The 16,206-nt window shown below is 46.3% G+C and carries 17 protein-coding genes and 1 tRNA gene; 16 read left to right on the forward strand and 2 right to left on the reverse strand.

The window, feature by feature from the left end; genetic code table 11:
- Nucleotides 1-225: 225 nt before the first annotated feature.
- The 15 genes from RKD52_RS02640 (at nt 226) to RKD52_RS02710 (ending at nt 13,447) form a co-directional block, all read left to right on the forward strand.
- Entirely contained in the window at nt 226-1,401 is a 1,176-nt protein-coding gene (locus RKD52_RS02640) for an ATP phosphoribosyltransferase regulatory subunit (RefSeq protein WP_454098555.1), read from the forward strand.
- On the forward strand, nt 1,394-2,035 hold the full coding sequence (hisG, locus tag RKD52_RS02645; protein ID WP_454098556.1) for an ATP phosphoribosyltransferase: 642 nt from the start codon (nt 1,394-1,396) through the stop codon (nt 2,033-2,035). Before RKD52_RS02640 ends, hisG begins: the two co-directional genes overlap by 8 nt.
- Entirely contained in the window at nt 2,032-3,300 is a 1,269-nt protein-coding gene (hisD, locus tag RKD52_RS02650; RefSeq protein WP_454098557.1) for a histidinol dehydrogenase, read from the forward strand. Before hisG ends, hisD begins: the two co-directional genes overlap by 4 nt.
- A gap of 12 nt (nt 3,301-3,312) precedes the next feature.
- Complete coding sequence (hisB, locus tag RKD52_RS02655; RefSeq protein WP_454098558.1) at nt 3,313-3,900, forward strand: imidazoleglycerol-phosphate dehydratase HisB; 588 nt, start codon at nt 3,313-3,315, stop codon at nt 3,898-3,900.
- Nucleotides 3,901-4,536 (forward strand): imidazole glycerol phosphate synthase subunit HisH, encoded by a 636-nt coding sequence (hisH, locus tag RKD52_RS02660; protein WP_454098559.1) that lies wholly within the window; start codon nt 3,901-3,903, stop codon nt 4,534-4,536.
- Complete coding sequence (gene hisA / locus RKD52_RS02665; protein WP_454098560.1) at nt 4,533-5,270, forward strand: 1-(5-phosphoribosyl)-5-[(5-phosphoribosylamino)methylideneamino]imidazole-4-carboxamide isomerase; 738 nt, start codon at nt 4,533-4,535, stop codon at nt 5,268-5,270. Before hisH ends, hisA begins: the two co-directional genes overlap by 4 nt.
- Nucleotides 5,267-6,025, forward strand: coding sequence for an imidazole glycerol phosphate synthase subunit HisF (hisF, locus tag RKD52_RS02670; protein WP_454098561.1), 759 nt, complete (start codon nt 5,267-5,269; stop codon nt 6,023-6,025). The genes hisA and hisF overlap by 4 nt, the downstream gene beginning before the upstream one ends.
- Nucleotides 6,022-6,651 carry a bifunctional phosphoribosyl-AMP cyclohydrolase/phosphoribosyl-ATP diphosphatase HisIE gene (hisIE, locus tag RKD52_RS02675; protein WP_454098562.1) on the forward strand — a complete coding sequence of 210 codons (630 nt, stop codon included), beginning with the start codon at nt 6,022-6,024 and terminating at the stop codon, nt 6,649-6,651. The genes hisF and hisIE overlap by 4 nt, the downstream gene beginning before the upstream one ends.
- A 229-nt stretch (nt 6,652-6,880) precedes the next feature.
- On the forward strand, nt 6,881-8,350 hold the full coding sequence (locus tag RKD52_RS02680) for a tetratricopeptide repeat protein (RefSeq protein WP_454098563.1): 1,470 nt from the start codon (nt 6,881-6,883) through the stop codon (nt 8,348-8,350).
- Nucleotides 8,351-8,451: 101 nt separating this feature from the next.
- Nucleotides 8,452-9,402, forward strand: a complete 951-nt coding sequence (trxB, locus tag RKD52_RS02685) for a thioredoxin-disulfide reductase (RefSeq protein WP_454098564.1) — start codon at nt 8,452-8,454, stop codon at nt 9,400-9,402.
- 346 nt (nt 9,403-9,748) lie between these two features.
- Nucleotides 9,749-10,207, forward strand: a complete 459-nt coding sequence (locus RKD52_RS02690; RefSeq protein WP_029284610.1) for an 8-oxo-dGTP diphosphatase — start codon at nt 9,749-9,751, stop codon at nt 10,205-10,207.
- A gap of 55 nt (nt 10,208-10,262) precedes the next feature.
- Complete coding sequence (gene rapZ, locus RKD52_RS02695; protein WP_320154711.1) at nt 10,263-11,150, forward strand: RNase adapter RapZ; 888 nt, start codon at nt 10,263-10,265, stop codon at nt 11,148-11,150.
- A complete protein-coding gene (locus tag RKD52_RS02700; protein WP_454098565.1) occupies nt 11,150-12,109 on the forward strand; it encodes a gluconeogenesis factor YvcK family protein in 960 nt (319 codons plus the stop codon). Before rapZ ends, RKD52_RS02700 begins: the two co-directional genes overlap by 1 nt.
- A gap of 104 nt (nt 12,110-12,213) precedes the next feature.
- A complete protein-coding gene (gene whiA / locus RKD52_RS02705) occupies nt 12,214-13,164 on the forward strand; it encodes a DNA-binding protein WhiA (protein ID WP_320154709.1) in 951 nt (316 codons plus the stop codon).
- A 25-nt stretch (nt 13,165-13,189) separates the two neighbouring features.
- Nucleotides 13,190-13,447 carry an HPr family phosphocarrier protein gene (locus RKD52_RS02710; protein WP_029284602.1) on the forward strand — a complete coding sequence of 86 codons (258 nt, stop codon included), beginning with the start codon at nt 13,190-13,192 and terminating at the stop codon, nt 13,445-13,447.
- Between the two features lie 635 nt (nt 13,448-14,082).
- On the opposite strand, the gene clpP is transcribed toward RKD52_RS02710, so the two are convergent.
- Together clpP and RKD52_RS02720 are read right to left on the reverse strand one after the other, a co-directional pair.
- Entirely contained in the window at nt 14,083-14,682 is a 600-nt protein-coding gene (gene clpP, locus RKD52_RS02715; protein WP_029284600.1) for an ATP-dependent Clp endopeptidase proteolytic subunit ClpP, read from the reverse strand.
- Between the two features lie 186 nt (nt 14,683-14,868).
- Entirely contained in the window at nt 14,869-15,888 is a 1,020-nt protein-coding gene (locus RKD52_RS02720) for an STAS domain-containing protein (RefSeq protein ID WP_454098566.1), read from the reverse strand.
- Between the two features lie 213 nt (nt 15,889-16,101).
- Between RKD52_RS02720 and RKD52_RS02725 the strand changes: the two genes are divergently transcribed.
- Nucleotides 16,102-16,177 (forward strand) — tRNA-Arg (locus RKD52_RS02725).
- Nucleotides 16,178-16,206: the final 29 nt, after the last annotated feature.

The raw sequence follows: 16,206 nt of genomic DNA on the forward strand, positions 1-16,206 counted from the left end.
TTCTATGATCATTGGGGGAAATATTACTTTCTATATACCCGGATTTCAAGCAGTTAAACCTAATCAAACGTTTGTTTAAAAACTTTTTTAAAAAGGAAATCAAACAAACAGAAAGAATAAGAAAGAAACATTATGACTTGCGAACCCGGCTTTATTTTGGTAGCATGTTACTATATTAGCGGACTAAAGGATTCGGAACTTTTCGTGAAAGAGGTGCAGCAGAGGATGTTTATGTTTGAAAAACCGCTTGGCATGAGGGATACACTGCCATCGCTCTATCATACAAAAAAACAGGTCAGGGAACGGATGACCGATGCAATTGGAAAATGGGGCTTTCAGTTTATTGAAACGCCTACACTTGAATTTTACGATACTGTCGGTGTTCAATCCGCGATTTCAGAAGGCAAGCTATTTAAGCTTCTCGATCAGCAGGGACACACGCTCGTCCTCCGGCCTGATATGACTGCGCCGATTGCGCGTGTGGCAGCATCCCGGTTTTATCAGGAGGATTATCCGCTGCGTCTGGCGTATGATGCGAACGTCTTCCGCGCACAGCAGCGCGAGGGAGGGCGTCCGGCAGAGTTTGAGCAAATCGGAACGGAACTCATTGGAGATGCAACGACAAGCGGTGATGCGGAAGTAATTGCCCTTATGATTGCCGTTCTGAAAGAGGCCGGTCTGCGTGATTTCAAGGTTGCCATCGGCCACATCGGATTTGCTGATGCCCTTTTCAAGGAGATCCTTGGAAATCAGGAGCGGGCAGATGTACTTCGCCGTTTTCTGTACGAAAAGAACTACGTGGGGTACAGAGAACATGTGAAAGGATTGCCGCTGTCTTCCATTGATAAAGGAAGACTGCTTCAGCTCCTGCAGCTTAGAGGAGGCGAGGATAAACTCGCACTTGCGTCTGAGCTTGCTTCAAGCAAAGAGGCAAAAGAAGCGGCTGCAGAGCTTGAAAAACTGTGGCTGCACCTCAAGGATTTTGGAGCAGAGGAATCTGTGAAGCTTGACTTGAATATTGTCAGCCATATGAGCTATTACACAGGCATTCTGTTTGAAGTGTACGCAGGAAACATCGGATTTCCTGTCGGCAGCGGAGGTCGGTACAACAAGCTGCTTGAACGCTTTAACACTCCGGCTCCGGCAACAGGATTCGGTATCAGGCTCGACAGGCTCATTGAATCGCTTGGAGAAGAAGACAAACAGCCTGACATTCACTGTATCCTTTACAGCGGGGAGAGAAGAGCAGAAGCCATTACACAGGCTGCACATCTCCGCGGACAGGGAAAACAGGTGACGATGCAGGATATTACGGGTGTCAATGATGTTGACTCCTATACGAAGCAGTTTACGGACGTGAGTTATTTTATCGGATCAAGAAAGGGAGAGCAGGATGAGTAACATGCTGACGATTGCCATGCCGAAGGGAAGAATTTTTGACGAAGCGGCTGATCTGCTCAGAAAAGCAGGGTACAAGCTGCCGCCTGAATTTGATGAATCGCGTAAACTCATTCTTGAGGTCCCGGCTGAAAAGATGAGATTTATCCTTGCTAAGCCGATGGATGTTGCCACATATGTGGAGCACGGGGTTGCGGATATCGGGATTGCCGGTAAAGACGTGATGCTTGAGGAAGAGCGGGATGTGTACGAAGTGCTAGATCTGAACATCAGCGAGTGCTACCTGGCAGTAGCCGGTCTGCCGGGGGGCAGCGTCACAGGTGCTGTGGCTCCTAAAGTTGCCACGAAGTATCCCGGAGTTGCTTCCTCTTATTTCAGGGAGCAGGGAGAACAGGTTGAAATTATTAAGCTTAATGGATCGATTGAGCTTGCGCCTTTGATCGGGCTTGCCGACAGGATTGTCGATATCGTTTCAACAGGCCGCACGCTTAAGGAAAACGGTCTTGTGGAGTTTGAGAAAATTTGCAGCATTACCTCGCGGCTGATTGTAAACCCTGTAAGCTACAGAATGAAGGATGAACAGATTGATGAGCTTGTCAGCCGTCTTTCAGCTGTTGTAGAGGGGGATGCACTATGAGAATTGAGCGACTAACAGGCGCGTCCGCATCATTAAAACGATCCATTGATTCAGGGACAGAAACTCAGCGTGATGCAGTGAAATCAATTATTGAAGAGGTGAAGCAAAAGGGAGATGCAGCCCTGTTTGCTTTTACGGAAAAATTTGACGGCGTGTCACTGTCTGATTTAAAGGTAACGGAAGCTGAAACTCAGGCTGCCTATCAAGAATTAGATCAAGAAACGGCGGATATTATCCGCGAAGCGGCTGCAAATATCCGTTCATTTCACGAAAAGCAAAAGCGCGAGTCGTGGATGACGTATAAAGAAGACGGGACGATGCTCGGGCAGAAAATCACGCCTCTTGACGCGGCGGGTGTTTATGTACCGGGCGGAACGGCTGCCTATCCTTCCTCTGTTCTGATGAACGTCATTCCTGCTCAGGCAGCGGGTGTGAAGCGGATCGTACTTGTATCCCCGCCGAATAAAGAAGGCACGTTGCCTGCAGGCGTCCTCGTCGCCGCAAAAGAGCTTGGCGTGGAGGAGATCTACAAGGCCGGCGGAGCGCAGGCAGTTGCAGCCCTTGCATACGGTACAGAAACTATCAGACCGGTTGATAAAATAACGGGGCCCGGAAACATTTATGTAGCTCTGGCAAAAAGAGAAGTATTTGGAGATGTTGCGATTGATATGATCGCGGGTCCGAGTGAAATTGTGGTTCTTGCCGACAAAACCGCTGTTCCGGGAGAAGTGGCGGCTGATCTTTTATCACAGGCCGAGCACGATGCCCTTGCATCAAGCGTGCTTGTCACAGATTCAATGGAGCTTGCCGAGGCCGTTTCTTCAGAAGTGCAAAAGCAGCTCCAGACGCTTCCGCGCAGAGAAATCGCGTCTGCATCGATTGAAAATTACGGGTATATCTATGTCGCGGATTCACTTGATGAAGCAGTTGCGGCTGTCAACGAACTGGCGCCTGAGCATCTTGAGATTCTGACAGAGAATCCGATGGAGCTGGTTGGCAGCATTCGTCATGCGGGAGCCATTTTCCTTGGAAGGTACAGCTCTGAGCCCGTCGGCGATTATTTTGCAGGCCCGAATCATGTTCTGCCTACTAACGGTACGGCACGGTTCTCAAGTCCGCTTTCTGTCGATGATTTTATCAAGAAAACGAGCATCATTTCATATAGTGAAAAAGCTTTTGCGCAGTCAGCGGAAAAGATTGCGGCCTTTGCCCGTCTTGAAGGTCTTGAAGCACATGCACGCGCCATTGAGGAGCGCTTAAAATAGGAGGATGTCAAAATGGAACGAACAGCAAGTCTGCAAAGAACGACGAATGAAACCGATATTTCCCTTTCTCTTGCGATAGATGGAGAAGGAATCTCAGAACTCAATACAGGCGTGCCGTTTCTGACGCACATGCTGGATCTTTTTACAAAACACGGTCAGTTTAATTTGACCGTTGCAGCAAACGGCGACACGGAAATTGACGGCCATCACACAACAGAAGACATCGGCATCTGTCTTGGACAGGCCTTCAGAGAAGCTCTTGGAGACAAAAGAGGCATTAAACGCTACGGTCAGGCGATGGTTCCGATGGATGAAGCACTCGCCCAGGTTGTGGTGGACCTCAGCAACCGTCCTCACTTTGAGCTGAAGGGAGAGTTTCCGAGTCCGACAGTCGGCAATTTTGATACAGAGCTTGTTCATGAATTCCTATGGAAGTTTGCTCTTGAAGCACGCATCAACCTTCACGTCATCGTTCATTACGGCCGCAACACCCACCACATGATTGAAGCTGTGTTTAAGGCACTGGGAAGAGCGCTTGATGAAGCATCAACGATTGATCCGCGGATCAAAGGAGTGCCGTCGACGAAGGGAATGTTGTAAATGATCGGGATTATAGATTATGGCATGGGGAACCTCTACAGCGTCAGCAAGGCGCTTGAACGCCTGAATGTTTCCTATTTCATTTCTGACAGCCCTGAAGAGCTTGACCGGGCGTCCGGTCTTATACTTCCGGGAGTAGGGTCATTTAAAGACGCAATGGCCATTTTAAACGAAACAGGATTGGCAGCTTACATACAAAAGGCTGCACGTGCAGAAAAACCGCTGCTCGGCATTTGCCTTGGCATGCAGCTGCTGTTTGATTCGAGCGAGGAAAACGGCCTCACAGAGGGACTTTCCCTTTTGAAGGGGACCGTCGTTCATTTTCCGGAAGATGTCATGAAAAGAGATCAGCTAAAGGTTCCTCACATGGGCTGGAACAGGCTTCGCCTGAACAGAGAGAGTGAACTGCTGGATGGGATTGAGGAAGGATATTCCTATTTTGTCCATTCCTATTACGTAAAAGCAGAAGCTGATGCAACAGTGATCGCAGCCGCAGATTACGGTGTGGAAGTGCCGGCAGTGGTTGGCGAAGGAAATGTCTACGGAACACAGTTCCATCCTGAAAAGAGCAGTCATACTGGAATCGGAATCTTGAGGAACTTTGTTAAAATTGTTGAAGAGAAGGTGAAACCATGAGTGAATTTATCATCTATCCCGCCATTGATATGAGGGGCGGCAAATGTGTCCGTCTCATACAGGGAGATTACGCAAAGGAAACAGTGTATGGCGATTCTCCTTTTGAAATGGCGAAAGTATTTGCTGAAAAAGGAGCCGAGTGGATTCACATGGTGGACCTTGACGGTGCAAAAGCAGGCAGGCGTGTGAATGACAATCATGTGATTGAAGTTGCACGAAAGCTTAATGTGAAGGTGCAGATAGGCGGAGGGATCCGCTCTGAGGAAGATGTGGAGTATTACCTTTCAAATGGCGTTTCCCGCGTCATTCTTGGCAGCTCCGCTATCTCAAATCCGGAATTTGTGAAAAAAATGCTCTCCAAGTACGGCGAGAAAATTGCAATCGGCATTGATGCGAAAGACGGTTTTGTTTCAACGGAAGGCTGGGTGGAAACCTCGACTGTGAAAGCGACTGAGCTTGGAATGGAACTTGCTGCAGCCGGTGCTGAAACCTTCATTTTCACAGATATCGCGACAGACGGCATGCTTTCCGGACCGAATGTGGATGCTGTGTGTGAAATGGCAAAAGCGACAGGCAAAGAAGTGATCGCATCAGGAGGAGTCAGTTCACTGAATGACCTCGTCATTCTAGCTGCCTTCGCGGCAAACGGCGTTGCCGGAGCGATTGTCGGAAAAGCGCTCTATACAAACCAGTTTGATCTGGCGGAAGCGCTGGAAGAGGTGAAGCGGGCATGATCACAAAACGCATTATCCCATGCCTTGATGTCAAAAACGGCAGAGTCGTAAAGGGCATTCAGTTTTTAGGGCTTCGTGACGCGGGAGATCCTGTTGAACTGGCGAAGTTTTACGACAAAGAGGGGGCAGACGAGCTTGTGTTCCTCGATATTTCTGCATCCCATGAAGGCAGAAAGACGATGGCAGACGTTGTGGAGAGTGTAGCCGCGCAGCTTGCGATTCCCTTTACGGTTGGTGGAGGCATCAACTCCCTAGAGGATATGAAACGAATTCTTCGTGCAGGAGCCGATAAGGTGTCTGTCAATACTTCGGCGGTGCTGCGTCCGGAGCTGATTACAGAAGGCGCCCGCTTTTTTGGGTCCCAGTGCATCGTCGTTGCAATAGATGCAAGGTTTGATGCGGAATCGGGAACTTATTTGGTGTACACACATGGCGGAAGAGAGAAAACAGACTGGGAAGTAACCGAATGGGCAACAGAAGCAGTGAAGCGCGGAGCCGGGGAAATCCTGCTGACGAGCATGAACAGCGACGGAGAAAAGAGCGGGTTTGACCTGAAGCTGAACCGGATGGTAAGCGACGCTGTAACGGTTCCCGTGATTGCATCCGGTGGTGCCGGCAATGCCGATCACTTTGCTGATGCATTTAAAGAGGGAAAAGCGGATGCCGCACTGGCAGCTTCTATTTTTCACTATAAAGAAACGTCCGTAAAAGAAGTAAAAGACTACTTAAAAACGCAGGGAGTGTTAGTCAGATGAACCTGGAATCCGTAAAATTCGATCAAAATGGCTTAGTCCCTGCCATCGTACAGGATGCAGCAAGCAAAGAAGTTCTTACACTTGCTTATATGAATAAGGAATCTCTTCAAAAAACAATCGAAACGAAGCAAACGTGGTTTTACAGCCGTTCAAGACAGGGGCTCTGGAACAAAGGGGCAACTTCAGGAAACACCCAGGAGGTTGAGGGGCTGAAGTATGACTGTGATCAGGATGCCCTTCTTGTATTAGTGAAGCCTGCAGGTCCTGCATGTCATACCGGTTCCTATTCCTGTTTTTCCGAAACGCTGTTCGGCAAGACGCAGGAATCAGGTCCCGACCGCTTTAACATCCTGAGCACTCTTGAAAAGCTGATTGCAGAGCGCGAAGCTGAAATGCCTGAGGGCTCCTATACAACCTACCTTTTCACAGAGGGAGTAGACAAAATCCTCAAAAAAGTCGGCGAGGAAGCATCTGAAGTCATCATTGCTGCCAAAAACCGCGACGCGGAGGAGCTGAAATGGGAAGCAGCCGATCTGCTGTTCCATCTCATGGTGCTCCTCAGAGAACAGAAGCTGCCGCTCGATGAAGTTCTGAGCGTGTTGAAAGAGCGTCATGCTTCAAAGTAAAGCCCTTTATTTTGGGGCTTTTTTTGTTGTGAGTGACCAGTTGAGTTCTCTGCAATCCTGCGGAAAAAAGGTACAAGCGGATTATCCTGTTCTGCTTGCAAATTGTTTGCCCCGCTGTTCTTTTGACCATGATAGAACAATAGCTTTTAATTTTTGCCACCTGCTATTGTTGTACTTCCCCAGTGTGGTATACTAACCTACGGCAGAAGTAAAGAAATGGAGGATTTCAGTGGGTAAACAATCAACCAACAGTGAACAGAAAGCGCAGATTGTCCCTTTCTTCCAAGACGGACAGTACTTTTACCGTAAGGGCATGAAAGCCTATCGGGAGCGAGACCTATTAAGAGCGGGCAAGTGGATTGAGCGTGCCATAAAGCTTGAGCCTGATCATATCGTAATGCTCAGCCAGCTTGCAGCCATCTATACCGAACTTGGAAAATATCAGCAATCAAACGAGCTTTTAACATATATTCTAAAAAACCTTGATAGCGGGTTATCAGAGTGCCATTACTTTATGGCCAATAATTACGCGCATCTGGGTCTTTTTCATGAAGCCTATAAATGTGCGACAGAATACCAGTCTAAGGAGCCGGACGGCGAATTTATCGAAGAAACGGAGGATCTTCTGGAGCTTTTGACAATTGAAAGCGCGGATGAGGAAGATCTGTTTTCTGATTCTGACGAACTGATCGTGAAGCAGGATGCAGCAAAATCCCTTCTTGAGAACGGAAAGCTTGAAGAAGCGATTGTGCTTCTGAAGGAAATTACGGCAGACTTTCCTGAGTTCTGGTCTGCCTACAATAACTTATCCCTGGCCTATTTTTACATGGGAGATGTCGATCGGGCGAAAGAACACCTTGATATGGTGCTGGACAAAAACCCCGGCAACCTTCATGCATTGTGCAACTTAATGGTGTTTTATTATTATGAACGCCAGGATGAAAAAGTGGAAGAACTCGCACAGCGCATGGGGAGAATTCACCCGATTCTGTTTGAACACAGATATAAGCTTGGTGCGACATTTGCTCTTGTCGGACAGTACGAGCTTGCTTATAAATGGCTGAAGGCGATCTACAGACAGGGATTTGACGGTGATGAAACGTTTTACTACTGGCTTTCTTATTCCGCTTATTTTACCGGAAGAGAACAGTTTGCAAGAAGCTGCTTTGACCGCGTTCTTGAGATGAATCCCGAAAAAGAAGGATCAGAGCCGTGGGCTAAAGAGAAAAAATCAGTGGAGCGGCCGATGACCATGCCGATTGAAGAGCGTCTGCTGGCCATTTTTTTAGCAGCTGAAACGAATCAGCTCGATCAAATTCAGGTTTTTAAAACATCAAAAATTCCCCAGTCTGCATTCGAAAGAGAGTTTATGGATCTCGCAATTGCGCATGTTAATGGGGAGATCAAAAAAAGCGTGTCTGAGAAATCCAGATTCACCTACCAGGCAGCACAGGTTCTCTTTAAAAACAACGAGGGTCTGAATGAAGGACTTTACTTGTTTTTCTTTAAGACGGCTCTGAAAGCAAAACGTGAAGAGCTGCCTTTAAGCAACCATCTTGCATGGGCAGGAGCACTTGAGTATGTATGGAAGAAGGAAAACGGCTATAAAGTGACACAGACGGAAACGGCTAAACAATACTCCATATCCGGCAAAACCCTGTCCAAATATTCAGCTTACATCCGGAACCTCTGGTCGTGAGCAAATAAATGGCATGAAATCCTTATCTTTTATAGGATAGGAGTATGGGAGAAGCATCCCGTATACGAACTATTTGTGCGAACCCAAGGAGTGATTGAACGATGTCTGAAGAAAAAATCTATGATGTCATTATTGCCGGTGCTGGACCTGCCGGAATGACAGCAGCTGTATATACGTCAAGGGCAAACCTTTCAACATTGATGATTGAGCGCGGCGTGCCGGGCGGCCAGATGGCCAATACGGAAGATGTGGAAAACTATCCGGGCTTTGACCATATTCTCGGACCTGATCTGTCAACGAAGATGTTTGATCATGCGAAGAAATTCGGTGCCGAATATGCTTACGGGGACATTAAAGAAATCATCGACGGCGAAGAATACAAAACCGTTGTTGCCGGAAGCAAGCAGTACAAAACGCGTGCCGTCATTATCTCAACAGGTGCCGAATACAAAAAAATCGGCGTTCCGGGCGAAAAAGAGCTTGGCGGACGCGGCGTTTCCTACTGTGCAGTATGCGACGGCGCATTCTTCAAAAACAAAGAGCTGATTGTTATCGGCGGAGGTGACTCTGCGGTTGAGGAAGGTGTGTACTTAACACGCTTCGCATCTAAAGTAACAATCGTCCACAGACGTGATGAGCTCCGCGCTCAGAAGATTCTGCAGCAGCGCGCGTTTGATAACGAAAAGGTTGATTTTATCTGGAACCACACGGTGAAAGAAATCAACGAAAAAGACGGCAAGGTAGGAAGTGCCACTCTTGTGAATACGCAAACCGGCGAAGAAACAGTCATGAAAACAGACGGCGTGTTCATCTACATCGGCATGCTGCCGCTTTCTAAACCGTTCCAGTCAATCGGCATTACAAACGAAGAGGGCTATATTGAAACAAACGACCGCATGGAAACGAAGGTGCCGGGTATTTTCGCAGCAGGAGATATCCGTGAAAAATCCCTTCGCCAAATTGTTACAGCAACAGGCGACGGTTCTATTGCCGCACAGAGTGTACAGCATTACGTAGAAGAACTGATGGAAAAAATTAAAGCGGCAAACTAATCCCTTTAAAGCTTTAAACAAGTTCATAAAAACGTAACTCTGTTTTAACTCTCCTGTAACACCACTGAAATAATAATGGGGTACTATATAAATAGTAATTGACCCCCTTTTATAAATATTTTTTGAGTACGGGCGCCCTTTCCCGTACTCCTTTTTTTTGTCCAAAAAACCGAAACATTCCTTCGTACATGCCGTATATATACATAAGTGCTGTTTCCAGCAGAAAACAAGAAAATAAAAATCGTGCCGCAAGCCCCCGTTCATTGTGAGGCTGTGCGCAAAATAGTATAATAAAAAGGAAGAAAAACAATGACGGCCTGCCGATTAAATCCAGAGGTGAAGAGTTTTGCAAAGAGTGACGAATTGCGTATTAGTACAGGACGATAAAATTCTTCTCCTGCAAAAACCGAGAAGAGGATGGTGGGTGGCACCCGGCGGAAAGATGGAGCAGGGTGAATCAATTAAAGACACTGTCATACGGGAATATCGCGAAGAAACAGGCATATATTTAAAAAACCCAAAAATCAAAGGCATCTTTACCTTTATTATTAAAGAAGGAAATGAAATTGTTTCCGAATGGATGATGTTCACATTTTTCGCTACTGAATTTACAGGCGAAAATGTGGACCAGTCCGAAGAAGGAAAGCTGAAGTGGCATTCACTTGAAGAAGTCGCAGAGCTTCCGATGGCTCCGGGAGATCATCATATTCTTGAATTCATGATGAAGGGGGCAGGCTTGATCTACGGCACATTCACATATACTCCTGATTTTGAGCTGCTTGCCTACCGCCTGGATCCGCAGTAGTCTGCTCAGACATACCAATATACACGTAACGAGAATGTGAGAGGAGGCAATCAAAATGAGTACAGGCAGTGTTCAGGACATCAAGATGGTCATTATTACAGGCATGTCCGGAGCTGGAAAAACAGTGGCGATTCAGAGCTTTGAAGATCTTGGCTATTTCTGCGTGGATAACCTTCCGCCGACGCTGCTGCCTAAATTCCTTGAACTGATGAAAGAATCGGGATCAAAGATGAACAAGGTTGCCCTTGTAATGGACCTTAGGGGAAGAGAGTTTTTCGAAAGCCTTTTTCAGGCGCTTGATGATATAGCTGAGACAACCTGGATCAGCCCGCAGATCCTGTTCCTTGATGCAAAGGATGCAACTCTTGTGACACGCTACAAGGAGACACGGAGATCCCATCCGCTTGCAACGACAGGTCTGCCGCTTGAAGGCATCAAAAATGAGCGGGAGCTGCTTGAGGAGCTTAAAGGCCGTGCACAGCTTATTTTTGATACATCAGAACTGAAGCCTCGCGAACTCAGAGAAAAAATTCTGAAGCAGTTTGCGGAAGATGCCGAGCATACCTTCTCGGTCAATGTGCTTTCATTTGGTTTTAAATACGGGGTTCCGATTGATGCGGATCTGGTTTTTGATGTCAGATTCCTCCCGAATCCTCACTATATCGACCATATGAGGCCAAAAACAGGACTTGAAGAGGAAGTCTCCTCTTATGTCCTTAAGTGGACGGAAACGCAGAAGTTCCTTGAAAAAGTGCTTGATCTGCTGACGTTCATGCTGCCTTACTACAAGCGGGAAGGCAAGAGCCAGCTTGTTATTGCGATCGGGTGCACAGGCGGACAGCACCGTTCGGTCACATTGGCGGAACACATTGCGAAGCATTACAAAAACGATTACCAGACGCACGTATCACACCGTGATATTGAGCGCAGAAGCCGTCATTAATGACAGCTCCTTCTAATCGGCCAAATGTTGTTATAATCGGCGGAGGAACCGGTTTATCTGTCCTTCTGCGGGGCTTAAAGGTATACCCTGTGGATATTACAGCGATTGTGACTGTAGCAGATGACGGCGGAAGCTCTGGCCGGCTCCGCGATGAACTGAGTATTCCGCCGCCGGGTGACATACGCAATGTGTTAGCTGCGCTCTCAGATGTGGAACCCCTTGTTGAAAATTTGTTTCAGCACCGCTTCAATAAAGGCAACAGTCTGACAGGGCACTCTCTTGGGAACCTGATTCTTGCCGCCATGACGAACATCACGGGAGATTTCTTCCACGCGGTCACCGAGATGAGCAAAGTGCTGAATGTCCGGGGAAAAGTCCTTCCGGCTGCAAACAAAAGCGTTGTGCTTCATGCAGAGATGGAAGATGGCACCATTGTCTCCGGAGAATCTAAAATTCCTTACTCAGGGAAAAAGATCAAACGGGTCTTTCTTTCACCCGAAACGATCGAGCCCCTCGAGGAAGCAATTGACGTCATCCGAAAGGCAGACCTGATTCTTATAGGACCGGGAAGTCTTTATACAAGCATACTGCCGAATCTGCTCGTGCCCAAACTCGGTGATGAAGTATGCAAGGCGAAAGCCAAAAAAGTGTACATCTGCAATGTGATGACACAGGCCGGCGAAACCCTTGACTACACAGCATCTGATCATGTTAGAGCACTCAACGACCATATGAAATGCAAGTTCATCGATACAATTTTAGTGAATGATGAAGTGATTCCTGATATGATGAAAGCATTATATGCAGAAGAACTGGCAAAACCGGTAAACTATGATATAGAGGCACTCCGTGAACTGGGTCTTGAAATTGTCCACGATAAGATTGTCTCCTATGAAAATAACGTCATTCGGCATGACACCGTAAAGGTAGCAAAGCTCCTGTATGAGATGATTACTTAATAGATTTCGGCACTCCGCGGAGCCTGCAGAACAATCCGCGGAAAACGGCAAAAAAATAAAGAGTGCAAACGAATGCATTCATACTGATTGGAGGGTGCAGAACGATGTCTTTTGCTTCTGAAACAAAAAAAGAACTGACTAACATTGAACTTAAACCATGTTGTTTAAAAGCAGAACTGTCTGCACTCATCCGGATGAATGGCTCTCTTTCTTTTTCGAATCGAAAATTAATTCTAGATATTCAGACTGAAAATGCAGCAATAGCCAGAAGAATTTATACTCTCTTAAAAAAGCAGTATGACGTTTCTGTTGAACTGCTTGTCCGGAAAAAAATGCGTTTGAAAAAGAATAATGTCTATATCGTTCGGCTGATAGAGAAAGCCCGTGAAATTTTGGAGGATTTAAGCATCCTTGGGGAGAATTTCACCTTTATTAGAAGCATTTCCGAAGATCTCGTTAAAAAGAAGTGCTGCAGAAGATCGTATATCAGAGGGGCATTCCTTGCAGGAGGTTCAGTGAATAATCCTGAAACATCCTCATACCATCTGGAAATTTTCTCTCTGTACAAAGAGCATAATGATGCACTGTGCGAGCTGATGAATGTTTTTAACCTGAACAGCAAAACACTTGAGCGGAAAAAGGGGTATATCACTTATCTCAAGGAAGCGGAAAAAATCTCCGAGTTGTTAAGTATCATTGGAGGCCATCAGGCGCTGCTGCGCTTTGAGGATGTACGCATCGTGAGAGATATGAGAAACTCCGTAAACAGGCTCGTCAATTGTGAAACCGCTAACTTAAATAAAACAATTGGCGCTGCGATCCGCCAGGTTGAAAATATTAAATACATTGATGAAAAAATGGGTCTTGAAGCTCTGCCTGATAAATTAAGCGAAATTGCAAGACTGCGGGTAGAGTATCAGGATGTCACGCTGAAAGAGCTCGGAGAAATGGTATCGAGCGGCAAAATCAGCAAATCAGGCATAAACCACCGCCTGAGAAAATTGGACGAAATTGCAGAACAGCTTAGAAACGGCCAGCCGGTAACAATCAAATAAAAAGGGGAAAGCAGAGGGGATTTACATGGCTCAAAAACAGGTCGAAGTTCGTTTGAAAACAGGCTTACAAGCACGTCCCGCAGCGTTATTTGTACAAGAGGCCAACAGGTACGCATCAGATATCTTCCTTGAGAAAGATGGAAAAAAGGTTAACGCAAAAAGCATCATGGGGCTCATGAGCCTTGCCATCAGCTCAGGATCAACCGTCACACTGATTGCAGAAGGCCACGACGAAAACGAAGCACTTGAAGTTTTAACGGAATACGTAAAGCAGGAAGCTTAAAACGGCCTTTGGGCCGTTTTTTTTTATGGCGCAAGTTTACCGGCGGTTGCCTGTAATGGTCCGGTGCAGCAAATCAACTGCCGAATGGCCAAGATCTTACTAGAAAAAGAGGTAGTTTGCGCCTGTATGGGGAGTTGGTCGTAAATTAGGGAAAGTTGGTAGATACGCATACAAAGTTGGTTGTAAAATGATTAAAGTTGGAAGTATTGCACTCATTGTTGGATGTAATGCAATTATTTCTATGAATCGGGACTGAGCAGGTGCCTGATTTATCTGCCTGACCAAGTCCAGTGCACCAAATCAACTGCCAAATGCCCAAGATCTTGCTGGAAAATGAAGTAATTTGCCTTTGAACGGGGAGCTGGTAGTAAATCAGAAAGAGTTGGTAGATACGCAATCAAAGTTGTTTGTAAAATGCGCGAAGTTGGTTGTATTCCACTCATTTTTGGAAGTAACACACTGATCTCTGTTAATCGGGACTGCGCAGGTACCTGTTTAGCTGCCTGACCAAGTCCAGTGCACCAAATCAACTGCCAAATACCCAAGATCTTGCTAGAAAAAGAGGTAATTGGTATTCGTATGGCTGTTAAATCCAAATAAAAAAGAACGGCACAATGCCGTTCTTTTTGCACTTTTTATTTTTTGTCTGCTAACGTATTGCGGTCCATGACTTTGTCAATCAGGCCGTACTCAAGTGCACGCTCTGCTGTCATGAAGTTGTCGCGGTCTGTGTCGCGCGCGATGACTTCAATCGGCTGGCCTGTGCGGTCTGCAAGGATTTGATTAAGCTTGTCGCGAAGGAAAAGGATGCGTTTTGCAGCAATCTCAATTTCCGTAGCCTGGCCTTGCGCTCCTCCAAGAGGCTGATGGATCATGACTTCAGAGTTTGGAAGGGCATAACGCTTGCCTTTGGCGCCTGCTGCAAGAAGGAATGCTCCCATAGAAGCTGCCATACCGATGCAGATTGTTGATACTTGCGGCTTGATGAACTGCATTGTATCGTAAATGGCCATACCGGCAGTGATGGATCCGCCTGGGCTGTTGATGTAGATGGAAATGTCTTTTTCCGGATCTTCTGCTTCTAAGAATAAAAGCTGAGAAACGATTGAGTTTGCAACGTTATCATCAATTCCGCTTCCAAGCATGATGATGCGGTCTTTTAAAAGACGTGAGTAAATATCATATGCACGTTCACCGCGGTTTGTCTGTTCAATAACTGTAGGAATTAAATTCATCGTATTTCCTCCTTTAAAGTAAAGGTAAATTTATGTACTCTCATCATACAACTAAGGTCAATAAAGGTCAAACGAAACGCTGCCGCCTGAGCATCTTTAAGGCACCTCTTATGTATATGTCAGAGCTAGTAACTGTAACCATGTTACCCAATTTTTCTTTTTTTCAAACGATTGGAGAAGAAGGAGCTATTTTTTTGAGATATGCAGTCCTTCCTGTGCCAGGGCGTAGTGAATGCCGTGTTTAAGCGTAGAGAGGCATGGAATGTTCTGCATCTGATACCGCGAGCTGACGATTTTCATGCTGAGTTCGGGTGAAATGCCCACTAGAATGCATGAAGTTCCAAGAAGCGCAGAAGCCTGAACAAGCTTTTGAAGCAAGTCGATTGTAAACTCGTCCACTTGTGAAATAGCTGTCAGATCGAGAATAAGAAACCTCGCTTTATACTCGGGCAGGTTAGAGAGCGTTTTTGTTAAAAGCTCCTCAGCTCTCGCTTCGTCGTATCTTCCGATCATCGCAAGGACGATGATGTTGTCAAGAACTGGGATGATTGGAGAAGAAATTTCCTTTACCAAATCAACAAGATCGGCTGTCCGCTTAGCAACACTTTGTTCCAGTGCAATCATGTCAGCCCTTTCCTGCTCCTGAATCAGTGAGCGGATATTTCGCTGGGGAGTGATTCCGGAAGGCGAAAATTCAAATTCTGAATATGGATCTCCGCTTGTCTGGCTTTTCACCACTCTGTACCAGACGGTTTTCCCGAACAGTCCGCTTAGGACGCCGGCCCAGTGACCGGCCAGGAACGAACCCTCCACCGTCTTGCCCTGAGCTTTGTTCACCTTATACTCCCAGCCATTTTCGATCCTCACTACAGCTCTGCAGTCGTCATAGGACAGAACATCGATCGCGGTTTTACCCCAGCCGGCTGTAACATATGTATTCGGCAGGCTCTTTAAGATATCCTCTGTTTTTCCGATGGATCGCTTATAAAAGTCGCTGACAATTTCTCCTGTACGGTACCCTGCAGTTTCAAGTACAACTCTTGCTGCTTGTTCCCCGGAAATTTCTTCAATTGAATCAAGAAATGTTTTAAATGCCGTATTGATCCAGAATAATACGACTTCATCTCCTTCAAATTGGTAGGCTGCCTGTGATAAATCCCAATCAAAGGAAGAACCGTTTACATTTATTGAATAGCGGTCTGTCATTATGTTTTATCTCCTTTATTCTGTTGTTGCTGTTATAAACCCTTTACCCGTTCTGCCGCTGTTGTAAAGCCTGTATTTCTAATCATACAATAGAATCTGCCCGCCTGTATATTTTGGAAGTGCATAAAATATAGCGCTTTCTGGACACAAAGAAAAATAACGCTTGAAACAGGCAAAGGTTTTGTCGTATAATAGCGCTACTGGCCAATACGTGCGCTCGTAGCTCAGTTGGATAGAGCGGTGGTTTCCGGTACCACGTCTGTCGGAGGTTCGAATCCTCTCGAGCGCGTCTAAATGATAGAGAGCTGTTTCCTTAGG

The organism is Metabacillus sp. SLBN-84 (assembly GCF_053629595.1).